General features: G+C 67.8%; 20 protein-coding genes. 13 read left to right on the top strand and 7 right to left on the bottom strand.

Annotation, left to right across the window (positions count from 1 at the left end):
* Nucleotides 1-87 precede the first annotated feature (87 nt).
* Nucleotides 88-1455: an amino acid permease gene (locus NP80_RS18930; protein WP_006407530.1), complete on the top strand. Its 1368-nt coding sequence runs from the start codon at nt 88-90 to the stop codon at nt 1453-1455.
* Nucleotides 1456-1594: 139 nt separating this feature from the next.
* Here NP80_RS18930 and NP80_RS31450 read toward each other — a convergent pair whose 3' ends face one another.
* Nucleotides 1595-1756 (bottom strand): hypothetical protein, encoded by a 162-nt coding sequence (locus NP80_RS31450; protein ID WP_006407531.1) that lies wholly within the window; start codon nt 1754-1756, stop codon nt 1595-1597.
* Nucleotides 1757-2008: 252 nt separating this feature from the next.
* Here NP80_RS31450 and NP80_RS18925 point away from each other — a divergent pair, with 252 nt between their 5' ends.
* Genes NP80_RS18925 through NP80_RS18915 form a run of 3 tightly spaced genes read left to right on the top strand, consistent with a single transcriptional unit; the run spans nt 2009 to nt 5508 of the window.
* Nucleotides 2009-3052, top strand: coding sequence for a Fe(3+) ABC transporter substrate-binding protein (locus NP80_RS18925; protein WP_006401176.1), 1044 nt, complete (start codon nt 2009-2011; stop codon nt 3050-3052).
* Complete coding sequence (locus tag NP80_RS18920) at nt 3042-4730, top strand: ABC transporter permease (RefSeq protein WP_006401177.1); 1689 nt, start codon at nt 3042-3044, stop codon at nt 4728-4730. The genes NP80_RS18925 and NP80_RS18920 overlap by 11 nt, the downstream gene beginning before the upstream one ends.
* Before the next feature lie 4 nt (nt 4731-4734).
* Nucleotides 4735-5508, top strand: a complete 774-nt coding sequence (locus tag NP80_RS18915; protein ID WP_006410734.1) for an ABC transporter ATP-binding protein — start codon at nt 4735-4737, stop codon at nt 5506-5508.
* A 53-nt stretch (nt 5509-5561) separates the two neighbouring features.
* Here NP80_RS18915 and NP80_RS18910 read toward each other — a convergent pair whose 3' ends face one another.
* From NP80_RS18910 to NP80_RS18895, 4 genes are all read right to left on the bottom strand, one after another.
* Nucleotides 5562-6032, bottom strand: coding sequence for an Lrp/AsnC family transcriptional regulator (locus NP80_RS18910; protein WP_006401179.1), 471 nt, complete (start codon nt 6030-6032; stop codon nt 5562-5564).
* 192 nt (nt 6033-6224) lie between these two features.
* A complete protein-coding gene (locus NP80_RS18905) occupies nt 6225-6866 on the bottom strand; it encodes an NAD(P)-dependent oxidoreductase (protein ID WP_035947363.1) in 642 nt (213 codons plus the stop codon).
* Nucleotides 6867-6980: 114 nt separating this feature from the next.
* On the bottom strand, nt 6981-7436 hold the full coding sequence (locus NP80_RS18900; RefSeq protein ID WP_006401181.1) for an Rrf2 family transcriptional regulator: 456 nt from the start codon (nt 7434-7436) through the stop codon (nt 6981-6983).
* Between the two features lie 87 nt (nt 7437-7523).
* Nucleotides 7524-7952 carry a BCAL1086 family glycoprotein gene (locus NP80_RS18895; protein ID WP_035489364.1) on the bottom strand — a complete coding sequence of 143 codons (429 nt, stop codon included), beginning with the start codon at nt 7950-7952 and terminating at the stop codon, nt 7524-7526.
* 185 nt (nt 7953-8137) lie between these two features.
* Here NP80_RS18895 and NP80_RS18890 point away from each other — a divergent pair, with 185 nt between their 5' ends.
* From NP80_RS18890 to NP80_RS18850, 8 genes are all read left to right on the top strand, one after another.
* The gene (locus NP80_RS18890) at nt 8138-8473 is read left to right on the top strand and encodes a hypothetical protein (RefSeq protein WP_035489337.1); all 336 of its coding nucleotides are present in this window, start codon (nt 8138-8140) and stop codon (nt 8471-8473) included.
* A 282-nt stretch (nt 8474-8755) separates the two neighbouring features.
* Nucleotides 8756-9949 carry an ammonium transporter gene (locus NP80_RS18880; protein WP_006407538.1) on the top strand — a complete coding sequence of 398 codons (1194 nt, stop codon included), beginning with the start codon at nt 8756-8758 and terminating at the stop codon, nt 9947-9949.
* A gap of 189 nt (nt 9950-10138) precedes the next feature.
* Nucleotides 10139-12100: a PhoX family protein gene (locus NP80_RS18875; protein WP_006410732.1), complete on the top strand. Its 1962-nt coding sequence runs from the start codon at nt 10139-10141 to the stop codon at nt 12098-12100.
* Between the two features lie 550 nt (nt 12101-12650).
* Entirely contained in the window at nt 12651-13475 is an 825-nt protein-coding gene (locus NP80_RS18870; protein ID WP_006407541.1) for an IclR family transcriptional regulator, read from the top strand.
* 244 nt (nt 13476-13719) lie between these two features.
* The gene (locus NP80_RS18865) at nt 13720-15081 is read left to right on the top strand and encodes an MdtA/MuxA family multidrug efflux RND transporter periplasmic adaptor subunit (RefSeq protein WP_006401191.1); all 1362 of its coding nucleotides are present in this window, start codon (nt 13720-13722) and stop codon (nt 15079-15081) included.
* Between the two features lie 15 nt (nt 15082-15096).
* Nucleotides 15097-18210: an MdtB/MuxB family multidrug efflux RND transporter permease subunit gene (locus tag NP80_RS18860; protein WP_006407542.1), complete on the top strand. Its 3114-nt coding sequence runs from the start codon at nt 15097-15099 to the stop codon at nt 18208-18210.
* Between the two features lie 3 nt (nt 18211-18213).
* Nucleotides 18214-21522 carry an efflux RND transporter permease subunit gene (locus tag NP80_RS18855; RefSeq protein WP_006409120.1) on the top strand — a complete coding sequence of 1103 codons (3309 nt, stop codon included), beginning with the start codon at nt 18214-18216 and terminating at the stop codon, nt 21520-21522.
* 374 nt (nt 21523-21896) lie between these two features.
* A complete protein-coding gene (locus NP80_RS18850) occupies nt 21897-22280 on the top strand; it encodes a VOC family protein (protein WP_006401195.1) in 384 nt (127 codons plus the stop codon).
* A gap of 91 nt (nt 22281-22371) precedes the next feature.
* Here NP80_RS18850 and NP80_RS18845 read toward each other — a convergent pair whose 3' ends face one another.
* Nucleotides 22372-23838, bottom strand: a complete 1467-nt coding sequence (locus NP80_RS18845) for an NYN domain-containing protein (protein ID WP_045594043.1) — start codon at nt 23836-23838, stop codon at nt 22372-22374.
* A gap of 296 nt (nt 23839-24134) precedes the next feature.
* Between NP80_RS18845 and NP80_RS18840 the strand changes: the two genes are divergently transcribed.
* Nucleotides 24135-24764, top strand: a complete 630-nt coding sequence (locus tag NP80_RS18840; protein ID WP_006407546.1) for an SDR family oxidoreductase — start codon at nt 24135-24137, stop codon at nt 24762-24764.
* Between the two features lie 91 nt (nt 24765-24855).
* On the opposite strand, the gene NP80_RS18835 is transcribed toward NP80_RS18840, so the two are convergent.
* Nucleotides 24856-25407 (bottom strand): peroxiredoxin, encoded by a 552-nt coding sequence (locus tag NP80_RS18835; protein ID WP_006401198.1) that lies wholly within the window; start codon nt 25405-25407, stop codon nt 24856-24858.
* Between the last annotated feature and the right edge of the window lie 3 nt (nt 25408-25410).

Raw genomic sequence — 25410 nt, 5'->3', positions numbered from 1 at the left:
ATCATTCGTTCACATTCAAGTTGTATATACAACTCGATCCGGCGAGCCATCGCGCCCGCTCGGTCGGACAACGATTTCGGAGACTCGATGAAGAATCTGCAGCGCCACCTGAGCGCGCGGCACATCCGCTTTCTCGCGCTGGGCTCGGCGATCGGCACCGGTCTGTTCTACGGCTCGGCGTCCGCGATCCAGCTCGCGGGCCCGGCCGTGATCCTGGCGTACATCCTCGGCGGCGCGGCCGTCTACATGGTGATGCGCGCGCTCGGCGAGATGGCCGTGCGCGACCCGGTCGCCGGATCGTTCGGCCACTACGCGACCGAGAATCTCGGGCCGTTTGCAGGCTTCGTCACCGGCTGGACCTACACGCTCGAAATGGTGATCGTCGCGATCGCCGACATCACCGCGTTCGGCATCTACATGGGCTTCTGGTTTCCCGGCGTCCCGCAGTGGATCTGGGTGCTCGGCGTCGTGGCCGTGATCTGCGGGCTGAACCTCTGCCACGTGAAGGTATTCGGCGAACTCGAATTCTGGCTGTCGATCGTCAAGGTCGGTGCGATCTTCGCGATGATCGGCGGCGGCGTCGCGATCCTGATCGCCGGCATGCATTTCGGTCATTCGGCCGACGCGCCGAGCTTCGCGAATCTGTGGAACCACGGCGGCTTCCTGCCGAACGGCATCGGCGGCTTGATCGCGTCGCTGTCGGTCGTGATCTTCGCGTACGGCGGCATCGAGGTGATCGGCATGAGCGCCGGCGAGGCCAAGGATCCGGAGCGCGTGATCCCGCGCGCGATCAACGCGGTGCCCGCGCGGATCCTGCTGTTCTACGTGCTGACGATGGTCGTGCTGATGTCGATCAGCCCGTGGACCGGCGTCGGGGCCGAAGGCAGCCCGTTCGTACAGATCTTCTCGACGCTGGGCGTGAAGTCGGCCGCGACGATCCTCAACCTCGTCGTAATCAGCGCGGCGATTTCCGCGATCAACAGCGACATCTTCGGCGCCGGCCGGATGATGTTCGGCATGGCGCGGCAAGGCCAGGCGCCGCGCGTGCTGATGACGACGTCGCGGCACGGCGTGCCGTGGGTCACGGTGCTCGTGATGGCCGGTGCCCTGCTGATCGGCGTGCTGCTGAACTACCTGATGCCGAAGGACGTGTTTCTGATGGTGGCCGCGATCGCGACGTTCGCGACCGTATGGGTCTGGCTCATGATCCTGCTGTCGCAGGTCGCGATGCGCCGTCGCCTGCCGGCCGCGGAAGTCGCGGCGCTGAAGTTCAAGGTGCCGCTGTGGCCGGTCGCGCCCGCACTGACGATCGCCTTCATGGCCTTCGTGATCGTGATGCTCGGCTGGTTCGACGAGACGCGCGTGGCGCTCTACGTCGGCGCGATCTGGCTCGCGTTGCTCGCAGCCGTGTTCTACGTGCGGATTCGTCCGCGTTTCGCGGCCGCGTCACGTTGACGCACCGCTGATACCGCCACGCGGCGCGCCGGCTCCGGCGCACCGCCCGCGCGGTGCCGCATCCGCCGAGCGGCGTTGCGGCACCGCCGCTCCTCTTCCTTCGTCCACGAGCGGCGCGCAGCGAACGCGCGCCGCCGTGTCAGTGCGACGCCGCGCTCGCGGCCTCGGCCGGATGCGCGTCGTCGTACGCGCGCTTCTGCGAGATCGCGTTGTACAGAATCGTCCCGATCACGAGCAGCACGGCCACGATGATCAGGATGCTCACGTTGCGGACAGGGTTCTTCTTGCGCTGATCCTTCATGGTCGCTGCGGCTCCGTCGAATTCGTCGAAGCGCGCATTCTACGCGCTTGGGCGCGGCGTGCAGCGCCGCCCGTTCGCCGTCTCGCAGCCACGCCGCCCTCCCGATCCGTCGCCGCCTTGCCGAAAGCTTTCATTTGATAATCATTCCCATTTCGATCTAGAATCCAAGTCTTTCATTTTGTAATGTTTCGGGCGATCGAGCGGCACGCGCGTCCGGAACGTCCACCGTCCCTCTGCCGCTTCGGAGTCTTCATGTCGAATCCGCGTTTCCGCCTGCTGCCGCTCGTCGGCACCCTCGCCTTCGCCGCGACCGCGTTCGCGCCGCTTGCCCATGCGGCCGATGAAGTGAGCCTGTACACCACCCGCGAGCCGAAGCTGATCCAGCCGCTCCTCGACGCGTTCACGAAGCAGAGCGGCGTCAAGGTGAACACCGTGTTCGTGAAGGACGGGCTGCTCGAACGCGTGAAGGCCGAAGGTGCACAATCGCCGGCCGACGTGCTGATGACGGTCGACATCGGCAATCTGCTCGATCTCGTCGACGGCGGCCTCACGCAGCCGATCCGCTCGAAGGCGCTCGACGAGGCGGTCCCGGCCAACCTGCGCGGCGCGCAGGGCGACTGGTACGCGCTGTCGCTGCGCGACCGCGTGCTGTACGTCGAGAAGGATCTGAAAGTCGACGCGTTCCGCTACGAGGATCTCGCCGATCCGAAATGGAAAGGCAAAGTCTGCATCCGCTCGGGCCAGCATCCGTACAACACCGCACTCGTCGCCGCGATGATCGCGCACGACGGCGAGGCGGCCACCGAAAAATGGCTGCGCGGCGTGAAGGCGAATCTCGCGCGCAAGGCGACGGGCGGCGATCGCGACGTCGCGCGCGACATCCTCGGCGGCATCTGCGACGTCGGTCTCGCGAACGCCTATTACGTCGGCCACATGAAGAACGCCGAACCGGGCACCGATGCGCGCAAATGGGGCGATGCGATCAAGGTCGTGCGGCCGACGTTCGCGAATGCGAAGAGCGGCGGCACGCACGTCAACATCAGCGGCGCGACGGTCGCGAAGCATGCGCCGAACAAGGCCAACGCGGTCAAGCTGCTCGAATACCTGGTATCGCCGCAAGCGCAGGCGCTCTATGCGCAGGCGAACTACGAATACCCGGTGCGCGCGAACGTGACGCTCGATCCGGTGATCGCGAGCTTCGGTCAGCTGAAGGTCGATCCGCTGCCGCTGACCGAAATCGCGAAGCACCGCAAGCAGGCAAGCCAGCTCGTCGACAAGGTCGGCTTTGACAACTGATCGGAGCTTCGTCGCGGCCCGCGGCCGGTCGCGACGGCCGCCTTTTCTGCTGCGCGCGCGCGGCGTGTGGACGTTCGCTGCGCTCGCGATCGCGGCGGCGGTTGCCGCGCCGCTCGCGGCGCTCGTCGCGGCTGCGTTCGACGCCGATCTCGCGCACTGGCGGCATCTCGCCGCATTCGTGCTGCCGCAGGCGCTTGCCAATACGCTGTTGCTGCTTGCCGGCGTCGGCACGATCGTGTCGATCGTCGGCACCGGCTGCGCGTGGCTCGTCACCGCCTACGACTTCCCCGGCCGCCGCACGCTCACGTGGGCGCTGCTGCTGCCGCTCGCGGTACCCACCTACATCGTCGCGTTCGCGTATCTCGATCTGCTGCATCCGATCGGCCCCGTGCAGAGCGCGGTCCGCTGGCTGCTCGGCTTCGACAGCCCGCGACAGTTCCGGCTGCCCGACCTGCGCTCGCTGCCGGGCGCCGTGTTCGTGCTCGGCTTCGTGCTGTATCCGTACGTGTATCTGAGCACGCGCGCGATGTTCGTCACGCAGTCGGCGAGCCTCCTCGAAGCGGCGCGCACGCTCGGCGCGGGTCGCGTCGCGACGTTCTGGCGCGTCGTCATGCCGCTTGCGCGGCCCGCGATCGCGGTCGGCGTGAGCCTCGCGCTGCTGGAGACGCTGAACGACATCGGCGCATCCGAATTCCTCGGCGTGCAGACGCTCACCGTGTCCGTCTATACGACCTGGATCACACGCTCGGATCTCGCGGGCGCTGCGCAAATCGCGCTCGCGATGCTCGCCGTCGTCGTCGCGATGATCGCGCTCGAACGCTACGGACGCCGTCGCCAGCGCTATGCGCACGGCCGCAGGATGCGGCCGCTCGCGCCGCGCCGGCTCACGGGCGCGGCCGGCTGCACGGCGGCCGTGCTCGGCTGGCTGCCGGTGCTGCTCGGTTTCGGCGCGCCGGCCGCCTATCTCGCGGTCGAGACGGCCAAGCGGCTGCATCAGGTCGGCGGCGTCTCCGCGCAGTTGCTCGACGGGCTCGCGAACACGCTGACGATCGCGGCCGCCGCGACCGTCGCGACGCTCGCATGCGGATTGATCGTCGCGTGGGCCGCGCGCGCGCAGCGCGACAGCATGCGCGCAGGCGTCGCGCGCCTCGGCGCGCGGATCGCGAGCCTCGGCTATGCGGTGCCCGGCACCGTGCTCGCGATCGGTCTGCTCACGCCGCTCGGCGCCGTCGATCGGCTGTTCGGCACGATGCTCGGCCGCGACGGACTGTGGCTGATCGGCTCGGCGGCGGCGCTCGTCATCGCCTATACGGTGCGCTTTCTCGCGATCGCGGCCGGCAACGTCGAAGCGGGCCTTGCGCGCATTCCGCCGTCGCTCGAACAAGCCGCGCGCTCGCTCGGCGAGACGGCGGCCGGCGCGCTGCGGCGCGTGCATCTGCCGCTGCTGCGGCCCGCCCTCACGACGAGCGCGCTGCTGGTATTCGTCGACGCGATGAAGGAACTGCCGGCCACATTGCTGCTGCGTCCGCTGAACTTCGACACGCTCGCGACCTGGCTCTATGCCGAAGCCGCGCGCGGCACCTACGAGGAAGGCGCGGTCGCCGCGCTCGCGATCGTGCTGGCCGGGCTCGTGCCCGTGATCCTGCTCGCACGCACCCGTCACAAGATCGGAGCCTGACACTGTGAATCTGCTCGAACTCGACACGCTGTCCATCGAATACGACACGCCGCAGGGCCGCCGCACGGTGGTCGACGGGCTCAGCCTCGCGCTGCCGCGCGGCGAGATCGGCTGCCTGCTCGGCGCATCGGGGTGCGGAAAGACGACCGTGCTGCGCGCGATCGCGGGGTTCGAACCGCTGCGCGCGGGGCGCATCGTGCTCGACGGCGCGAGCGTCGCGACGCCGTCGTTCGACGTGCCGCCCGAGCGGCGGCGCATCGGGATGATGTTCCAGGACTATGCGTTGTTTCCGCATCTGAGCGCGGCCGACAACGTCGCGTTCGGGCTGCGGCGCCTGCCCAAGCAGGCACGGCGCGCACGCGTGGCCGACATGCTCGCACTCGTCGGTCTCGCCGACTCGGGCAATACGTATCCGCACGAACTGTCGGGCGGTCAGCAGCAGCGCGTCGCGCTTGCCCGCGCGCTCGCGCCGTCGCCGGAACTGCTGCTGCTCGACGAGCCGTTTTCGAATCTCGATGTCGATACGCGCGAACGGCTCGCGTTCGAGCTGCGCGACATCCTGAAGCGGACAGGCCACACCGCAATCCTGGTCACGCACAACCAGGCCGAAGCGTTTGCGATCGCCGACCGGATCGGCGTGATGCACGACGGCCGGCTCGCGCAGTGGGATACGCCGTACGCGCTGCATCATCATCCGGCCAGCGCGTTCGTCGCGGAATTCATCCGGCGCGACGCGCTCGCCGACGCACGCGCCCACGCGCTCGCACGCGGCCGATAACGCATGGCGGCGCGCCGTACGGCGGACGATACGGCGGGCGATACGCGCCGACGCTAGGCAGGCTCCGCGAGATCGCGCACCGGCAGCGCGGTCGAATACTTGATCTGCTCCATCGCGAACGACGAGCTCACGTCGAAGAGCGGCACCGTGCGGATCAATTGTTTGTAGACGCGATCGTAATCGTCGATGCCGGCCACGACGACGCGCAGCAGATAGTCGGTCTCGCCGCTCATCCGATACACCTCGACCACCTCCGGCATGTCGCGCACCGCCTGCGTGAAACGCTGCGCCCACTCCTCGGTGTGCTGGTTCGTGCGGATCGCGACGAACACGGTTGTGCCGACACCGAGCTTGCGCGGATCGCAGAGCGCGACCTGCGCGCGGATCGCGCCCGTTTCCTTCAGCCGCTGCACGCGCTTCCAGCACGGCGTCTGCGACAGATTCACGCGTTGCGCGAGTTCTGCAATCGGCAACGTCGCGTCGGTCTGCAACAGTTCCAGCAGCTTGCGGTCGATTGCATCCATTTCTCGAGTCCCCTGCCGATAGAAATTTATTCTATGCATCGTCTATGACGGGGAACGATATGCAATCCGGTCGGCCGCGTCGACCGGGATAAACACCGATCGGACGAATACGCGCGCGTATCCGCGCGATCGGCGCGGCCTCGATGCCGCGAACCGGCGCCGGCGGCCGCACGCCGCCGGCCGGCGCACGGCTCAGTACGCGACCGTCGCGATCTCGCGCACGAACCGGCGCTGCTCGAGCGCATCGACGAACGCGACCGCGTAGTCTTCGGCAGAAATCCGGCTGTCGCCGTTCGCATCGACGATCAGCTTGCCGGTGCCGGTGCGGAACGTGCCGGTGCGCTCGCCCGGCGCGATCAGCGCGGCCGGCGCGAAGAACGTCCAGTCGAGATCGTCGACGGTCTTCAGATAATCGAGCGCGTCGCGGTGCGCGAGCGCGACCGCCTTGTACTCGGCCGGAAACCCTTCGGTGTCGACGAGCTGCTTGCCGGGTGCGACCTCGAGCGAACCGGCGCCGCCGACGACGACCACGCGTTTGAGCCCGGCGCGACGAGCGCCCTCGACCAGCGCCTTCACGGCCGCGACGACGTTCGCCGCATCGTCCTGCTTCGGACCGTACGCGCTCGCCACGACGTCGTGGCCCGGCAGCGCGGCCGCGACGCTTGCCGGATCGAACAGGTCGGCCGCTTTCGCGGTGATGCCGTCGCCGGCCGCGCCCGGACGGCGCGACAGCGCGGTCACGCGATGCCCGCGTCGCGCCGCTTCGGCCGCGATGCGCGAGCCGATCATGCCCGTTGCGCCGAACAGCGCGATATTCAAAGACGGTTGCGTCATGTCGATTCTCCCAAATAAATGTAATGTAATTGATTACATATAAGACCGCAAAAAACGGGGCGACCGCCCCGCACCTGCCGACGCCGACTGCCTGCGTCGTGTATTGCCGCTGCCCTACTCGCCCGCGCCGGCCGCACGCGGGCCGCGCCGTTCGGCGTCGAGCACGTCGACCGTCACGTCGGCCAGCGTGCGCGATGCGAGCGACGCTTCCATCGCACGCTGCGCGTCGCCGATATAGCCGGTCAGCACGCCCTGGATATGCCGCCCGACGAGACACGCGGGATTCGGCGCCTCGCGGTGCAGCGCGAACAGTTGCGCATCGTCGACTGCGCGATAGACGTCGAGCAGCGTGATCTCGCCCGGCTCGCGCGCGAGCAGCGCGCCGCCGCCCGCGCCGAGCTGAGACGTGGTGAGCCCCGCCGCCGCGAGCATCGACAGCAGCCGGCGGATCAGCGCCGGATTCGTGTTCACGCTGCCCGCGATGATGTCGGACGACAGCGGCACGCCTTCCTGCATCGACAGCAAGGCGAGCACGTGAACGGCAAACGCGAAGCGGCTGCTGGTATTCATTCCACACTCACTCGACGCCGTCGCGCAACGCGGCGGCTCAATATGTAACCATGATAATTACACTTTATGGATTCTGCAAGCGGCGCGTCACGGATTGCTGGCCGGCTTGGCGCCCGCCGCATTCTGCTGACTCCACTGCTGAAGCTTCTTGCCGGCCTCCGCGAGCTTCGCGCCCGCTTCGGATGCCGCATGCGCGACGACCGCGGACGCCGCCGCGTCGATCTGCGCCTGCGCGGCGGACGCCAGCCCGCTCGCCGACAACGGCGGCACGGCCGACGCGGCCGACGCGATACCGGCCTTCGCCGCATCGATCTGCTGGCTGACGGTGCTCGCGACCTGATCGAGTGCCTGCGCCGCGTGGCTGGCTGCATCGGCGGCCGCGCTCGCGGCCGTATCGGGTTGCGTGGCCGGCGCGCCCGATTTCTCGCAGCCCGCAAGCGCGAACACCGCAGCGGCCGCGACGGCCGTCAACACCGCGCCGCGCATCGGGCGCATCGGCAAAGTCTTCATCTTCATCGGCGATCTGTAGCCGCATCGCGCGGCCTGCATGGTTGAAACGACGTCGATGATACCGCCTGTGCGCAGGCATCAGCCGGCGCCGGATTAAAAACGGCTTTCAATTTCAGACTCATCCGATTTAATTGCGCATGCGCGGCAATTAAAGTGTGCGTCGTCGAATCGTCTACTCGCCCGTCACGCTCATGAATTTCCTCGTCAACTGGCTGATCGCGCTCGCCGCGCTGCTCGCCGCCGCGCTGTTTCTGTGCCTGCGACCGTCGCGGGCGCATGGCGCCGCGGGCGCCGGCCGCGCCCGGCGGTTCGCGTGTGCGCGTTTGCTCGCCCAGGCGGTGACCGGCTTCTGGGCGTCCGCGCTGATGGTCGCGCGGGCGCTGCTCGGTGGCGCGTCGGTCGGCGCATCGCCGGCCGGTTTTGCGGCGCTCGCATTCGGCGCACTCGGGCTCGCGACGCTCGCCGGCTATTGGTCGGCGTGCGCGTGGCGGCTGCGCGGGCCGCGCCGGCTGTTCGCCGGCCGCTGACGCACAGGCCGGCCGCACACCGCTTTAGCCGCCCCGCTGCGGCGCATCCCGCGCGCACCACGACGCGTCGCTTCGCACCACATCGCCGCCGTCGCGCACCAGATACGAGCCCGTCGCACCATGTACGTGCAACGCGCGCCGCATGCGAATACGTTGGCGGCGCCCCGCGACGCACGCGCGCGCGGCATCATACGGCGCTTCGCACCAATGCCACGCATGCGCTCCCCAAGTTGGCTCGATACTTGCATTCGTTGCCCGTTTTTTGAGCAAGGAAGCCTCCGCATGGACGGTATGAAATCCGGCGTCGACACACTGTTCCTGTTGATCGGCGCCGTCATGGTGCTCGCGATGCACGCGGGCTTCGCGTTTCTCGAACTCGGCACGGTGCGCAAGAAGAATCAGGTGAACGCGCTCGTGAAGATCCTCGTCGACTTCTCGGTGTCGACGCTCGCGTATTTCTTTATCGGCTACACGATCGCGTACGGCGTCGAATTCTTCGACGACATCGGGACGCTGTCGCAGCACAGCGGCTACGCGCTCGTACGGTTCTTCTTTCTGCTGACCTTCGCGGCCGCGATTCCCGCGATCGTCTCCGGCGGCATCGCCGAGCGCGCGAAATTCAATCCGCAGCTCGTCGCGACGCTGATCATCGTCGGCTTCATCTATCCGTTCTTCGAAGGCATCGCGTGGAACGAGCGCTACGGCGTGCAGGCCTGGCTCGCGCACGCGTTCGGTGCACCGTTCCACGATTTCGCGGGCTCGGTCGTCGTGCACGCATTCGGCGGCTGGGTCGCGCTGCCGGCCGTGCTGCTGCTCGGCGCGCGCCACGGCCGCTACGCGAAGGACGGCCGCATCGCCGCGCATCCGCCGTCGAACATTCCGTTTCTCGCGCTCGGCGCGTGGGTGCTCGCGGTCGGCTGGTTCGGCTTCAACGTGATGAGCGCCCAAACGCTCGACAAGATCAGCGGCCTCGTCGCCGTGAACTCGCTGATGGCGATGGTCGGCGGCACGCTCGCCGCGTGGCTCGCAGGACGCAACGATCCGGGCTTCACGTACAACGGTCCGCTCGCCGGCCTCGTCGCGGTCTGCGCGGGATCGGACGTGATGCATCCGATCGGTGCGCTCGTGACCGGCGCGGCCGCCGGCGCGCTGTTCGTCGCGATGTTCACGTGCGTGCAGAACAAGTGGCGCATCGACGACGTGCTCGGCGTATGGCCTCTGCACGGGATGTGCGGCGCACTCGGCGGCATCGCGGCCGGCATCTTCGGGCTGCCGGCGCTCGGCGGCCTCGGCGGCGTCGCGTTCATGTCGCAGCTGATCGGCACGCTCGGCGGCATCGCGATCGCCAGTGTCGGCGGTGCGCTCGTCTACGGCGCGCTGAAGGCGACCGTCGGCCTGCGGCTCGATCGCGAAGCGGAGTTCGACGGCGCGGACCTGTCGATCCATCGGATCACGGCGACGCCGGAACGCGACTGACGCCAGGCGCGCCGCACGCGTTCGCAACGGTGCGCCGGCGCACGCTCGATACGCATTACGTTTTCAATTCAAAAAACTTTCATCGAGCGTCCCTACACTTCCGTCCAGTTTTCAACCTGCCTTCGCGAAGCTTGCCGCCCGGCCGGCTTCGCGAACGCCATTCTTTCCACACCTGAAACTGGACTCGACATGCCCGCGTTGCCCAATGCTTCCCGTCGCCATGCCCTGAAGATCCTTGCCGGCGCTCCGATGCTGCCGCTCTCCGGCCTCGCGCTGCCGGCGCTGCTGACGGGTTGCGGCGGCGACGACGATCAGCCCGCCACGACGCCCACGGCGGCCGCCTACGCGGCGGCGACGTTCTCGTCGATGGCCGCCCCGACGCTCGACAACGCGGCGGCGATGGCGACGACGACGGTCGGCTCGACGCTGTCGGTGTCGTTCTCGGACGGCTCGTCGCGCAACTTCAAGCTCGCCTACCGGCCGTTCTTCGTGACCGGCGACATGGTGCCGGACGGCAAGGGCGGCACGATCCTCGCGGGCGGCTACTACGACATCAACAATCAGCCGATCATCGACCGCTCGGTGCCCGGCAAGGAACGCCAGTTCTATTCGGACTGCCCGGACGGCAGCTCGCTGCTCACGCTGAAGAATGCGAACGTGCCCGGCGTGAAGGGCAACACGGTGTTCGCGGTCGTGCAGTTCGAATACACGACGCGCGATCAGGCGAGCGTGTCGCAGTACGGCCAGCTGCCGTCGCCGATCGCGGTGCTGACGCTCGATCAGGATCCGGCAACCGGCGCGCTGAAGCTCGTCAAGTACCACAACGTCGACACGTCGAGCGCGCACGGCCTCTGGATCACGTGCGGCGCGAGCCTGTCGCCGTGGGGCACGCATCTGTCGAGCGAGGAATACGAGCCGGACGCGACGAAGGCCGCGACCGACGCGCAGTTCAAGGCGTTCAGCAAGAACACGTTCGGCGACGAGACCAAGGCGAACCCCTACCACTACGGCCACCTGCCCGAGATCACGGTGAACCCGGACGGCACCGGCACCGTGAAGAAGCACTATTGTCTTGGCCGCATTTCGCACGAGCTGATCCAGGTGATGCCCGACCAGCGTACCGTGATGATGGGCGACGACGCGACCAACGGCGGCCTGTTCATGTTTGTCGCCGACAAGGCGGCCGACCTGTCGGCCGGCACGCTCTACGTCGCGAAGTGGACGCAGACGTCGTCCGCCGGCGCAGGCAGCGCGACGCTCACGTGGATCCGGATCGGCCATGCGACGAGCAGCGAGATCGAATCGCTCGCGAACACGCTGAAGGCGTCGGACATCATGGATCTCGCGACGACCGATCCGAACGACGCGAGCTACACGAAGATCCACTTCGGCGGCAAGTTCAACTGGATCCGCATCAAGCCCGGGATGGAAAAGGCGGCCGCGTTCCTCGAAACGCACCGCTACGCGGCGCTGATCGGCGGCAGCATGGCGTTCACGAAGCTCGAAGGCACGACCGTGAACGCGAAGGACAAGATCGTCTACACGGCGATGTCGCGGATCGAGACGTCGATGGTCAAGGGCAACGCGGTGTCGCGCGACGTCGCGCTCGACGCGAAGATCGCCGCGGGCGCCGTCTATGCGCTGAACCTGAAGGCCGGGCAGCGCGATACGTCGGGCACCGCGATCGACAGCGAGTGGGTGCCGGTCGACATGGCCGCGCCGGCGGCACTGGTCGGCGAGGATCTCGCGACGGCGGACGCACTCGGCAACCTCGCGAACCCGGACAAGATCGCGAACCCGGACAACCTGAAGTTCTCGGAAAAGCTGCGCACGCTGTTCATCGGCGAGGACTCGGGGATGCACGTGAACAACTTCCTGTGGGCCTACCACGTCGATACGAGGACGCTCTCGCGCGTGCTGTCGTGCCCGGCCGGTGCCGAATCCACGGGCCTGCATGCCGTCGACGAAATCAACGGCTGGACCTACATCATGAGCAACTTCCAGCACGCGGGCGACTGGGAATCGCCGCTGCACGACAAGGTCAAGCCCGTGCTCGATCCGCTCGTGCGCGCGAACTACAAGGACCGCTTCGGCGCGAGCGTCGGCTATCTGACGGCCGAGCAGACCAGCATCCAGCTCGCGAAGGGCTGAGCCCCGCCCCGCGGCGCGCGGGACGCGCCGCCTTCCCGATCACGTTTCATTCGTCGGCGCTCCACGCCGGTTCATGCGCGATGCCCTTGCGGGCGTCGCGCTTTTTTTTGCGCGCGCCGGACGCGCCGCGCCGAGCATGCGCGGCCGCGCCGGCCGGGCCCGCGCGCCGGACGCGCGATAATACGGCGCCGACGCGCCGGCAAAAAAAAAGCGCCACGGAGACCGTGGCGCTAAAAAAGTTCTAGCCATTCCGAGGGCCGTGCTAGAACCTGAGAGACTGCACGAAACACCGTTGCCGGTTAAACTCCTGAAACGATGTTTCGAAAACGTGAGACATTCTTTCCGTTTCCGCGGAACAAGTCAAGCGGTATTTGCACCGTCTCATGCACTTTTCAGCGGCGCCGATGTGAGGGTTTTCCTAATAAACCAAGGGTCAACCCGTAAAGTTTCATCACATGAACGGTTCATTCGGCGAACATGCATCTTTTGACAATCATCTGACAATATTAAGTAAACTGAAATAGAGTTTCGGAAATAGAGAGAACGCCTCGTGTCGACATCTGTCATCCCTCCCGCTCCCCGAGAACGCGAATCGTCGCCGGACGAAATCACCGCGCTCGCGCGCGGCCTTGCGGTGCTGCGCCGCATCGCGGCCGCCGACGCGCCCGTCAGCAACCGCGAATTGACCGAGCTGACCGGCATTCCGAAGCCCACCGTGTCGCGCATCACCGCGACGCTCGTCAGCGCCGGCTTCCTGTTCCAGCTGCCGGACAGCGAGCGCTTCGTGCTAACCGCGTCGGTGCTCGAGCTGAGCCATGGTTTCCTGCGCAACTTCGACATTCGCGCGCGCTCGCGGCCGTTCATGATCGAGCTTGCCGAGCGCACGTCGCTGTCCGTGCACCTCGCGGTGCGCGACCGGCTCGACATGGTCGCGATCGACGTGATCCGCCCGCGCTCGGCGGTGCTCGTCACGCGGCTCGAGATCGGCTCGCGGATGGACATCGCGCGCACGGCGGTCGGCCGCGCGTATCTCGCCGCGCTCGAGGACGACGAGCGGCGTGCGCTGCTCGACGCGCTGCGCGCGACGGCCGGCGACGACTGGCCGCACGTGTTCGCGCGGCTCAATCCGGCGCTCGACGACGCGATGCGCGACGGCCACGCGATCGCGATCGGCGAATGGCGCGAAGGGCTCAACGCGGTCGCGGCCGGTTTCGTCGGGCCGTCCGGCCAGCGCTATTCGGTGAACTGCGGCGGCGCATCGCACCAGTGCCCGCCGGAATGGTTGCGCGAACACGTGGTGCCGGCGCTGCAGGAATGCATCGCCAAAATCACGCGCGAGATCGGCGGCGCACCGGCGCGGCGCGTCGCCGCGTAAGCGTGCCGTCATCGTTTCGTCGTCTTCTGTAACGACCGTAACCCGTTGAAAGATAGAGCACTGGACTGTAACGGGGACGGGACGTAGCATCATGCCCAATCGTCGCACCGGTCGTCGGTGCGCGCCGCTCTTTCCCGCGCGGGCGGGACGCGCCCGGGCCGAGCCGGCCGCCTCCGATACGCCCGCATGCCGCCCTCGCAGTGCGTTCCCCGGCACGCCCGCGCCGTCTTCCTGACAGAACACGATGGACAACCAACAAAAGCCCACGCCCCCTTCGAACGATCCCGCTCCCGCTGCCGCACGACGTTCGCGCCGCAGGCTGACCGCCGCGGCGCTGGCCGTCGTCGTCATCGGCGGCCTGCTGTGGTGGCATCCGTGGAACCGCACGCCGGCCGGCAAACCGGCCGCGGGCAGCGCGGCTAGCAGCGCAGGCGGCGGCCACCGCGGCCGCGGCGGGCCCGCAGCGATGGCGAACGTGCCGCAGCCCGTGCAGGTCGCGGCCGCGACGCGCGGCGAGATGCCGGTCGTGCTGAGCGCGCTCGGCACCGTGACGCCGCTCGCGAACGTGACGGTCAAGACGCAGTTGTCCGGCTACCTGCAGTCGGTCGCGTTCAAGGAAGGCCAGATCGTCAAGAAAGGCGACCTGCTCGCGCAGATCGACCCGCGCCCGTATCAGGTCGCGCTCGAGAACGCCGAAGGCACGCTCGCACGCGATCAGGCGCTGCTCGCGACCGCGCGCCTCGACCTGAAGCGCTACCGCACGCTGCTGTCGCAGGATTCGATCGCATCGCAGACGGTCGACACGCAGGCATCGCTGGTCAAGCAGTACGAAGGCACCGTGAAGACCGATCAGGCCGCGGTCGATTCGGCGAAGCTGAACCTCACGTACGCGCGCATCGTGGCGCCGGTGTCGGGCCGCGTCGGCCTGCGCCAGGTCGATCCGGGCAACTACGTGACGCCCGGCGACACGAACGGAATCGTCGTGATCACGCAGCTGCAGCCGATGAGCGTGATCTTCACGACCTCGGAAGACAACCTGCCGCAGATCCTGAAGCAGGTCAACGCGGGCCAGAAGCTGTCGGTCACCGCGTACAACCGCAACAACACGATTCCGCTCGAGACCGGCTCGCTGGAAACGCTCGACAACCAGATCGACACGAGCACCGGCACCGTGAAGCTGCGCGCGACGTTCGATAACAAGGAAGGCTTGCTGTTTCCGAATCAGTTCGTCAACACGCGGCTGCTCGTCGACGTGATCCGCGACGCGACGATCGTGCCGACCTCGGCCGTGCTGACGGGCTCGATCGGCCAGTTCGTCTACATCGTGAAACCGGACAACACGGTCACGGTGCGCAAGGTCAAGGTCGGTCCGGTCGACGGCGAGCGCACGAGCATCGTCGATGGCGTCGCGGTCGGCGAGCGCGTGGTCACCGACGGCTCCGACCGTCTGCGCGAAGGCGCGAAGATCTCGATTCCGGCCGACCAGCCGAAAGGCGCGTCGGGCGCGCACGGCGCCAGCGCGGCTTCGGCTGCGTCGGCGGCATCGGGCGCGGCCGGCCGTCACGGCGGGCGCCGGCACGGTGCGTCGCAGGCAGCGGCCCAATAACGCACGGGCCGCTCGATGAATCCGTCCCGCATCTTCATTCTCCGGCCGGTCGGCACCGCCCTTCTGATGGCGGCGATCATGCTGGCCGGCCTCGTCGCGCTGCGCTTCCTGCCGCTCGCGGCGCTGCCGGAAGTCGACTATCCGACGATCCAGGTCCAGACCTTCTATCCGGGCGCGAGCCCGGAAGTGATGACGTCGTCGGTCACCGCGCCGCTCGAGCGCCAGTTCGGGCAGATGCCGTCGCTGAACCAGATGTCGTCGCAAAGCTCGGCCGGCGCGTCGGTCATCACGCTGCAGTTCTCGCTCGACCTGCCGCTCGACATCGCCGAGCAGGAAGTGCAGGCCGCGATCAACGCGGCCGGCAACCTGCTGCCGTCCGACCTCCCTGCCCCGCCGATCTACGCGAAGGTCAACCCGGCCGATGCGCCGGTGCTGACGCTCGCGGTCACGTCGAAGACGCTGCCGCTCACGCAGGTACAGGACCTGACCGACACGCGCCTCGCGATGAAGATCTCGCAGATCGCGGGCGTCGGCCTCGTGAGCCTGTCGGGCGGCAACCGCCCCGCCGTGCGGATCCAGGCGAACCCGACCGCGCTCGCGCAATACGGGATGAACCTCGACGATCTACGCACGACGATCTCGAACCTGAACGTGAACACGCCGAAGGGCAACTTCGACGGCCCGACGCGCGCCTACACGATCAACGCCAACGACCAGCTGACGAGCGCCGATCAGTACAACAGCGCGGTCGTCGCATACAAGAACGGCCGCCCGGTGATGCTGACCGACGTCGCGAAGGTCGTGGCCGGCTCGGAGAACACGAAGCTCGGCGCGTGGGTCAATTCGGAGCCCGCGATCATCCTGAACGTGCAGCGCCAGCCGGGCGCGAACGTGATCGCGACCGTCGACGCGATCAAGGCGCAGTTGCCGAAGCTGCAGGAAACGCTGCCGGCCGCGCTCGACGTGCAGATCGTCACCGACCGCACGACGATGATCCGCGCGGCCGTGCGCGACGTGCAGTTCGAACTGATGCTGTCGGTCGTGCTCGTCGTGCTGGTGATGTACCTGTTCCTCGCGAACATCTACGCGACGATCATCCCGAGCCTGTCGGTGCCGCTGTCGCTGATCGGCACGCTCGCGGTGATGTATCTCGCGGGCTTCTCGCTGAACAACCTGTCGCTGATGGCGCTGACGATCGCGACCGGCTTCGTCGTCGACGACGCGATCGTGATGATCGAGAACATCGCACGCTACGTGGAGGAAGGCGATTCGGGCCTCGAGGCCGCGCTGAAGGGTTCGAAGCAGATCGGCTTCACGATCATCTCGCTGACGGTGTCGCTGATCGCCGTGCTGATCCCGCTGCTGTTCATGGGCGACGTGGTCGGGCGCCTGTTCCATGAATTCGCGATCACGCTCGCGGTGACGATCGTGATCTCGGCGATCGTGTCGCTGACGCTCGTGCCGATGATGTGCGCGAAGCTGCTGCGTCACTCGCCGCCGCCCGAAAGCCATCGTTTCGAGGCGCGCGTGCACCGCACGATCGACTGGGTGATCGCGCGCTATGCGGTCGCGCTCGAATGGGTGCTGAACCGGCAGCGCGCGACGCTCGTCGTCGCGCTGCTCACGCTCGCGCTGACCGCGCTGCTGTACGTGTTCGTGCCGAAGGGCTTCTTCCCAGCGCAGGACACGGGCGTGATCCAGGCGATCACGCAGGCGCCGCAGTCGGTATCGTACGGCGCGATGGCCGAGCGGCAGCAGACGCTCGCGACCGAGATCCTGAAGGACCCGAACGTCGACAGCCTCACGTCGTTCATCGGCGTCGACGGCTCGAACATCACGCTGAACAGCGGCCGGATGCTGATCAACCTGAAGCCGCGCGACGAACGTTCGGAGACGGCCGCGCAGATCATCCGCGACCTGCAGCAGCGCGTCGCGAACGTGACGGGCATTTCGCTGTTCATGCAGTCCGTGCAGGACTTGACGATCGATTCGACGGTGAGCCCGACGCAGTATCAGTTCATGCTGACGAGCCCGAACGCGGACGAGTTCGCGACCTGGGTGCCGAAGCTCGTCACGCGGCTGCAGCAGGAGCCGTCGCTCGCGGACGTCGCGACCGACCTGCAGAGCAACGGCCAGTCGGTCTATATCGAGATCGACCGCGCGAGCGCCGCGCGCTTCGGCGTCACGCCCGCGACGGTCGACAACGCGCTGTACGACGCGTTCGGCCAGCGCATCGTCTCGACGATCTTCACGCAGTCGAACCAGTACCGCGTGATTCTCGAGTCGGAGCCGAAGGACCAGCACTACGTGCAATCGCTGAACGACATCTATCTGCCGTCGGCAGGCGGCGGCCAGGTGCCGCTGTCGTCGATCGCGACCTTCCACGAGCGGCCGTCGCCGCTGCTCGTCTCGCATCTGTCGCAGTTCCCGTCGACGACGATCTCGTTCAACCTCGCGCCGGGCGCGTCGCTCGGCGAAGCCGTCAAGGCGATCCAGGCCGCCGAAAAGGAGATCGGCCTGCCCGGCTCGTTCCAGACGCGCTTCCAGGGCGCGGCGCTCGCGTTCCAGGCGTCGCTGTCGAACCAGCTGTTCCTGATCCTCGCGGCCGTGGTCACGATGTACATCGTGCTCGGCGTGCTGTACGAGAGCTACATCCACCCGATCACGATCCTGTCGACGCTGCCGTCGGCCGGCGTCGGCGCGCTGCTCGCGCTGATGATCACGGGCCACGATCTCGACATCATCGGCATCATCGGCATCGTGCTGCTGATCGGCATCGTGAAGAAGAACGCGATCATGATGATCGACTTCGCGCTCGAGGCCGAACGCGTCGAAGGCAAGCCGCCGCGCGAAGCGATCTATCAGGCGTGCCTGCTGCGTTTCCGGCCGATCCTGATGACGACGCTCGCCGCGCTGCTCGGCGCGGTGCCGCTGATCGTCGGCTCCGGTGCCGGCTCCGAGCTGCGTCAGCCGCTCGGGATCGCGATCGCGGGCGGCCTGATCGTGTCGCAGGTGCTCACGCTGTTCACGACGCCGGTCATCTATCTCGGCTTCGACGCGCTCGCGCGCCGCGCGCGCGGCTGGTTCGAACGCCACGGCCCGGCGGCCGGCACGCGCACGGATGCGTAAGCCATGAACCTGTCGCGCCCTTTCATCACGCGTCCCGTCGCGACCACGCTGCTCGCGCTCGGCGTCGCGCTCGCGGGGCTGTTCGCGTTCGTCAAGCTGCCGGTGTCGCCGCTGCCGCAGGTCGACTTCCCGACGATCTCCGTGCAGGCGTCGCTGCCGGGCGCGAGCCCCGAGACCGTCGCGACCAGCGTGACGAGCCCGCTCGAGCGGCATCTCGGATCGATCGCCGACGTCACCGAAATGACGTCGACCAGCACCGTCGGCAACGCGCGGATCATCCTGCAGTTCGGGCTGAACCGCGACATCGACGGCGCCGCGCGCGACGTGCAGGCCGCGATCAACGCGGCACGCGCCGACCTGCCCGCCGCGCTGAAAAGCAACCCGACCTACCGGAAGGTGAACCCGGCCGACTCGCCGATCATGATCGTGTCGCTGACGTCGGACACCGCGTCGCCGGCGCGCTTGTACGACGCGGCGTCGACGGTGCTGCAGCAGTCGCTGTCGCAGATCGACGGGATCGGCCAGGTCACCGTCAGCGGCTCCGCGAATCCGGCCGTGCGCGTCGAGCTCGAGCCGCAGGCGCTGTTCCACTACGGCATCGGGCTCGAAGACGTGCGCGCGGCGCTCGCGTCCGCGAACGCGAACAGCCCGAAAGGCGCGATCGAGTTCGGGCCGCAGCACTACCAGCTCTACACGAACGATCAGGCATCGCAGGCGTCGCAGTATCGCGATCTCGTCGTCGCGTACCGCAACGGCGCGGGCGTGCGGCTGTCCGATCTGTCGGAGGTCGTCGACTCGGTCGAGGATCTGCGCAACCTCGGGCTGTCGAACGGCAAGCGCGCGGTGCTCGTGATCCTGTACCGGTCGCCGGGCGCGAACATCATCGACACGATCGATCGCGTGCGCGCCGCGCTGCCGCAGCTGACCGCGTCGCTGCCGGCCGACATCACGGTGACGCCCGTGCTCGACCGCTCGACGACCATCCGCGCCTCGCTGAAGGACACCGAGCACACGCTGCTGATCGCGGTGAGCCTCGTCGTGATGGTCGTGTTCCTGTTCCTGCGCAACTGGCGCGCGACGCTGATTCCGAGCGTCGCGGTGCCGATCTCGATCGTCGGCACGTTCGGCGCGATGTACCTGCTCGGCTTCTCGATCGACAACCTGTCGCTGATGGCGCTAATCGTCGCGACCGGCTTCGTCGTCGACGATGCGATCGTCGTGCTCGAGAACATCGCGCGCCACATCGAGAACGGCAAGCCGCGGCTGCAGGCTGCGTTCGACGGCGCGCGCGAGGTCGGCTTCACGGTGCTGTCGATGAGCATCTCGCTCGTCGCCGTGTTTCTGCCGATCCTGCTGATGGGCGGCATCGTCGGGCGCCTGTTCCGCGAATTCGCGCTGACGCTGTCGCTCGCGATCGCGGTGTCGCTCGCGGTCTCGCTGACCGTCACGCCGATGATGTGCGCGCGCCTGCTGCCGGAGCGGCACGACGCGCGCGAAGAAGGCCGCTTCGCGCGCTTTCTCGAACGCTGCTTCGCGCGGATGCAGCGCGGCTACGAGCGCTCGCTGTCGTGGGCGCTGAGCCGGCCGCTGCTGATCCTGCTGATCCTGTTCGCGACGATCGGGCTGAACGTCTATCTGTACGTGATCGTGCCGAAAGGCTTCTTCCCGCAGCAGGACACGGGGCTGATGATCGGCGGAATCCGCGCGGACCAGGCGACCTCGTTCCAGGCGATGAAGCAGAAGTTCACCGAGATGATGCGCATCGTGCAGAGCAACCCGAACGTGAAGAGCGCGGCAGGCTTCACGGGCGGCACGCAGACCAACTCGGGCTTCATGTTCGTCACGCTGAAGGACCGCAGCGAGCGCAAGGTATCGGCCGATCAGGTGATCCAGCAGCTGCGCGGACCGCTGTCGCGCGTCGCGGGTGCGAGCACGTTCCTGCAGGCCGCGCAGGACATCCGCGTCGGCGGCCGGCAGAGCAATGCGCAATACCAGTTCACGCTGCTCGGCGATTCGAGCGCGGAGCTGTACAAGTGGGGGCCGATTTTGACCGAGGCGCTGCAGAAGCGTCCCGAGCTGACCGACGTGAATTCGGACCAGCAGCAAGGCGGCCTCGAGGCGATGGTGACGATCGACCGCGCCACCGCCGCGCGCCTGGGCATCAAGCCCGCGCAGATCGACAACACGCTGTACGACGCGTTCGGCCAGCGGCAGGTCTCGACGATCTACAACCCGCTGAACCAGTACCACGTCGTGATGGAAGTCGCGCCGAAATACTGGCAGAGCCCCGAGATGCTGAAGCAGGTGTGGATCAGCACGTCGGGCGGCAGCGCGAGCGGCTCGCAGACGACCAACGCGGCAGCCGGCACGTTCGTCGCGACGGCGGCCGGCACGTCGAGCGCCGGCACGGCCGCCACGAGCGCCGCCGCGATCGCGTCCGATTCCGCGCGCAACCAGGCGCTGAACTCGATCGCGTCGAGCGGCAAGTCGAGCGCGTCGGCAGGCGCCGCGGTGTCGACGTCGAAGTCGACGATGATTCCGCTGTCGGCGATCGCGACCTTCGGGCCAAGCACGACGCCGCTGTCGGTCAACCATCAGGGGCTGTTCGTCGCGACGACGATCTCGTTCAACCTGCCGCCCGGCGTGTCGCTGTCGCAGGCCACGCAGGTCATCTACCAGACGATGGCGCAGATCGGCGTGCCGCCGACGATCGTCGGCAGCTTCCAGGGCACCGCGCAGGCGTTCCAGCAGTCGATGAACGATCAGCCGATCCTGATCCTCGCCGCGCTGCTCGCCGTCTACATCGTGCTCGGGATCCTGTACGAGAGCTACATCCATCCGATCACGATCCTGTCGACGCTGCCGTCGGCCGGCGTCGGCGCCCTGCTCGCGCTGCTGCTGTTCAAGACCGAGTTCAGCATCATCGCGCTGATCGGCGTGATCCTGCTGATCGGCATCGTGAAGAAGAACGCGATCATGATGGTCGACTTCGCAATCGATCAGACGCGCAACCACGGCAAGTCGTCGTTCGACGCGATCCGCGAGGCGTGCCTGCTGCGTTTCCGGCCGATCATGATGACGACGATGGCCGCGCTGCTCGGCGCGCTGCCGCTCGCGTTCGGCAGCGCGGACGGCGCCGAACTGCGCGCGCCGCTCGGGATCGCGATCGCCGGCGGCCTGATCATGTCGCAGGTGCTGACGCTCTATACGACGCCGGTCGTCTATCTGTACATGGACCGCCTGCGCGTGTGGGGCGAGAAGCGGCGCAACCGCCGCGGGAATCCGGGCGGGCCGGCGGTAGCGGGCGAATAAGCGCGCACGGCGCATCGGCGGGTAGCGCCTGCGCGAGCACGACGGCTTCCGCGCCGTCGCGGCCGAGCAGCTGCGCGGCCAGCCCGCTGCGCGCACATGGCCCGTCGAGCACCGGCTGCGCCGGCGCGACCGGCGGTTGCGCGCCGAGATACGCGGCCGCGATCCGCGCGCTCGCCGGCCCGGACGATAGCGGCCATACGCGTCGACGACGAGAAAGCCCTGACGAACCAGCGTTTTCAGCATTCGCGCGACCGAGTTGCGCGGCGTGCCGCTCGCGCCGCCGGGCGCGCCCGCTTCGACCATCGCGCGCGTGCCGCTTGCACACCGGCTGCGATCGGCTATCGTCTGTGCATGGCCCTCGCCGGGAATCCGTCATGAACGTCCAGTTGAATCACACCATCGTCTGGTGCCGCGACGCGCACGCGTCGAGCCGCTTTCTCACCGAACTGCTGGACCTGCCGCCGCCGACGCCGTTCGGCCCGATGCTCGTCGTCGCGCTCGACAACGGCGTCTCGCTCGATTTCTATCAGCAGCCGGGCGAGATCGCGTCGCAGCACTACGCGTTTCTCGTCGACGAAGCGGACTTCGATCGCGTCTACGCCCGCATCCGCGAGCGCGCGCTGCCGCACTGGGCCGATCCTGCGAAGCGGCAGCCGGGCGAGATCTACCGCCACAACGGCGGGCGCGGCGTGTATTTCGACGATCCGGACGGTCACTTTCTCGAAGTGATGACGCAGCCCTATGCGCTGAACGGCTGACGAAACGAATCGGCCGGCATGACGCCGGCCGAGATGACTGCGGACGCGCGGCCGTCCGGTATCGGACCGGGCCGCCTGCGTACGGCCGACGTTACTCGGCGGCGGGCGTCGTCTTGCGCGGACGGCGCGCACGCGTGGCCGTCTTGCGGGGCGCCTTCTTCGGCTTCGCTTCGGCGGCGGCCGTTTCGCCGGCCGGTTCGCCCGCCGGCATCGCATCGGGCGACGGCTGCGCGGCCGCATCCGAAGCCGCAAATGCGTCGGCCGCCGGCGCCGCGTGCTGCGGCGCGGCGTGCCGTGCGTCGCCCTGCTCCGGCTCGCGAGGCGCGGCTTCGGCATGGCGCTCGTCCGCGGGCTCGTCGCCGCGCTGCGCTGCAGCCTCCCGCTTCGCCGCGGACCGGCCGGCGCTCGCCGCATCGGCGCTCTTCTTTGCGCCGGCCTTCTTCGCCGCGCTCTTGCGTGCGCGCTTGCGGCCGTCCTTCGCGTCGCCGTGCGTCGCGCCCGCGTGCGCCGTTTCGTTCGATTCCACCGCGTCCGCCGGTGCGAGCGCCGCTTCGCTCGCGACGACGTCGACCGCGCCGGCTCCGTCCGTGTCGACGGCCATGCCGTCCGCCGCCGGCTCACCGTGCGCGCCGCGACGGCGCGACGCGTGTTCGAGCGGCGCGGCTTCCGCGTGACGCGCGCCATGCCCCGCGTGCGCGCTGCCCATATCGCGCGCGGCGGCCGGCTCGGCCGCAGCCGACTGACGCGGCCGCGACACGAACGCGCCCGACTTGTCGTCGCGGCCAACCTCGAGCAGCCCGCGCGCCTGCGCTTCGTCGAGCAGGTTGCCGAACGCGCGGAAGCCGTAGTACGACTCGTTGAAATCGGGCTTGCGGCGCTTGATCGCGCTCTTGAGCACGGACGCCCAGATCTTGCCGACGTCGTCGCGCTCGGACGCAAGCGCCTCGAACGTCTCGACCGCGAGCGCGATCGCCTCGGCCTTGCGCGCCTCCATCTCCGGCTTGCGCGACGGCTCGTCCGCACGCTTCGCGCCGCCGTTGCCCGCACGCTGCTGTTCGCGCTTGGCGAGCGCGCGCTGCTGTTCGCGCACGAGATCGTCGTAGAAGATGAACTCATCGCAGTTCGCGACCAGCAGGTCGGACGTCGACTTCTTCACGCCGACGCCGATCACCTTCTTCGCGTTCTCGCGCAGTTTCGACACGAGCGGCGAAAAATCCGAGTCGCCGCTGACGATCACGAACGTATCGACATGCGATTTCGTGTAGCAGAGGTCGAGCGCGTCGACGACGAGCCGGATGTCGGCCGAATTCTTGCCCGACTGGCGCACGTGCGGAATCTCGATCAGCTCGAAGCTCGCCTCGTGCATCGCCGCCTTGAAGCCCTTGTAGCGATCCCAGTCGCAATAGGCCTTCTTCACGACGATGCTGCCCTTCAGCAGCAGCTTTTCGAGCACGGGCTTGATGTCGAATTTCTCGTACTTCGCGTCGCGTACGCCGAGCGCGACGTTCTCGAAGTCGCAGAACACGGCCATGCTGACGTTGTCCAGGGGTAATGCCATGTGTACTCCAACCGGTTGGCCGACGCGTTGATTTGCGTAGCGGCAGGAAATGCGTGGCGCACATGATAGCCGGTCGGCGGCGCGCCGCCCGCATTCCGCGCGGCAGCCGCACTATGTGCGGCGACACACCGTCGTCGCGCCGCGTCGCCCGGTATGCTCCCGATAAGTGCAACCGCCGGGCCGCCGTGGATGCGCCCCTTTTTGACGCGCCGCCGCCCGGCCAATTCGACATACACTTGAGTATCGGTCGTCCGTCCCTAACTGGAAGGATGACGCATCGAGCAAGGAGCCGTTTCATGACGACGAAGGTACTGCTGATCGGCGCGACCGGCCGCACGGGCCGCGCCTGCGCGGATCTGCTGCTCAAGCAGCCGGAATTCGAGCTCACCGCGCTCGTGCGCCGGCCGGGTTATACGCTGCCGGGCGCGAGGGTCGTCGAGGCCGATCTCACGACCGATTTCTCGTCGGCGTTCCAGGGCATCGCGCACGCGATCTATGCGGCCGGCTCGGCCGAATCCGAAGGCGCCACCGAAGAGCAGCAGATCGATCGCGACGCCGTTGCGCGCGCGGCCGAGTATGCGCTCGCATACAACGTCCAGAAGCTCGTCGTGATCAGCTCGCTGACCGCGTACTGGCCCGAGCGCAGCCCCGACGCGCTGCGCCACTACTCGCAGATGAAGCGCGAAGGCGACGAGCGCGTGATCGCGTCCGGCGTCGACTACGTGATCCTGCGTCCGGGCCCGCTGTCGGACGGCCCGGGCGTCGGCAAGATCGCGCTGACCGAGGAGCGCGTCGAGCCCGCGCCGCCCGTGTCGCGGCAGGACGTTGCATGGGCCGCGATCGAGGCGATCAAGCTTGGCATTTCGCGAAAGGTTATCGGCTTCGTCGGCGGCAGCGTGCCGATCGAACAGGCGCTGCGCGCGTAACCGCTGGAGCGCCGGCGGCGCAGTACCCGCGCCGCCGGCACCGCAGCACGATGCGGCCCGCGCGCGCGGGCCGTTCTCTTTGGCCGGCCCGTCAGCGTTTCGGATGCGCGTCGGCCCACGCCTTCACGGCGGCGAGCGTGTTCTCGACGTGCTTGTCGGGCGACAGGCTCGTGTATTCGTACAGGACCTTCCCTTCCGGCGAAATCACGTACGACACGCGGTTCGCGCGATCGAGCGCGGGCAGCTTCGCGTCGTATTCGCGGATGATCTTCGCGTCCGGATCGGCCGCGACCGGGAACTTGCTGCGGCACTCGCTGACCGAGAACTTCGTCAGCGTATCGATGTTGTCGGCCGACACGCCGATCACCGTCGCGCCATACGCCTTGTAGCGGTCGACCGCCTCCGCGAACGCGTGCGCCTCGATCGTGCAGCCCTTCGTAAACGCGGCCGGGTAGAAATACAGCACGACGGGGCCCTGCTTCAGCGCATCGGCGAGCGAGTACCTGTAAGTCTTGCCGCCCAGCGATGCGGGCGCCGTAAAATCGGGCGCCGCGTCGCCCGGCTTCAGCTGCGCCTGCGCGATCGGCGCAAGACCGGCCACCAGCGCCGCCGCAACGGCGCCCAGCAATAGTTTTCGCTTCATCTG

Source organism: Burkholderia multivorans ATCC BAA-247 (assembly GCF_000959525.1).
GTDB classification, from domain to species: Bacteria; Pseudomonadota; Gammaproteobacteria; order Burkholderiales; family Burkholderiaceae; genus Burkholderia; species Burkholderia multivorans.
The sequence above is the reverse complement of the archived record's forward strand: the minus strand, read 5'-3'. Positions and strand labels throughout refer to the sequence as shown.

Coding starts and splice junctions, on each gene's coding strand:
- NP80_RS18880 (WP_006407538.1), top strand. CDS start 8,756: ATGGACGGTATGAAATCCGGCGTCGACACACTGTTCCTGTTGATCGGC.
- NP80_RS18900 (WP_006401181.1), bottom strand. CDS start 7,436: ATGAATACCAGCAGCCGCTTCGCGTTTGCCGTTCACGTGCTCGCCTTG.
- NP80_RS18835 (WP_006401198.1), bottom strand. CDS start 25,407: ATGAAGCGAAAACTATTGCTGGGCGCCGTTGCGGCGGCGCTGGTGGCC.
- NP80_RS18855 (WP_006409120.1), top strand. CDS start 18,214: ATGAACCTGTCGCGCCCTTTCATCACGCGTCCCGTCGCGACCACGCTG.
- NP80_RS18910 (WP_006401179.1), bottom strand. CDS start 6,032: ATGGATGCAATCGACCGCAAGCTGCTGGAACTGTTGCAGACCGACGCG.
- NP80_RS31450 (WP_006407531.1), bottom strand. CDS start 1,756: ATGAAGGATCAGCGCAAGAAGAACCCTGTCCGCAACGTGAGCATCCTG.
- NP80_RS18890 (WP_035489337.1), top strand. CDS start 8,138: ATGAATTTCCTCGTCAACTGGCTGATCGCGCTCGCCGCGCTGCTCGCC.
- NP80_RS18875 (WP_006410732.1), top strand. CDS start 10,139: ATGCCCGCGTTGCCCAATGCTTCCCGTCGCCATGCCCTGAAGATCCTT.
- NP80_RS18905 (WP_035947363.1), bottom strand. CDS start 6,866: ATGACGCAACCGTCTTTGAATATCGCGCTGTTCGGCGCAACGGGCATG.
- NP80_RS18895 (WP_035489364.1), bottom strand. CDS start 7,952: ATGAAGATGAAGACTTTGCCGATGCGCCCGATGCGCGGCGCGGTGTTG.
- NP80_RS18925 (WP_006401176.1), top strand. CDS start 2,009: ATGTCGAATCCGCGTTTCCGCCTGCTGCCGCTCGTCGGCACCCTCGCC.
- NP80_RS18840 (WP_006407546.1), top strand. CDS start 24,135: ATGACGACGAAGGTACTGCTGATCGGCGCGACCGGCCGCACGGGCCGC.
- NP80_RS18865 (WP_006401191.1), top strand. CDS start 13,720: ATGGACAACCAACAAAAGCCCACGCCCCCTTCGAACGATCCCGCTCCC.
- NP80_RS18845 (WP_045594043.1), bottom strand. CDS start 23,838: ATGGCATTACCCCTGGACAACGTCAGCATGGCCGTGTTCTGCGACTTC.
- NP80_RS18860 (WP_006407542.1), top strand. CDS start 15,097: ATGAATCCGTCCCGCATCTTCATTCTCCGGCCGGTCGGCACCGCCCTT.
- NP80_RS18850 (WP_006401195.1), top strand. CDS start 21,897: ATGAACGTCCAGTTGAATCACACCATCGTCTGGTGCCGCGACGCGCAC.
- NP80_RS18930 (WP_006407530.1), top strand. CDS start 88: ATGAAGAATCTGCAGCGCCACCTGAGCGCGCGGCACATCCGCTTTCTC.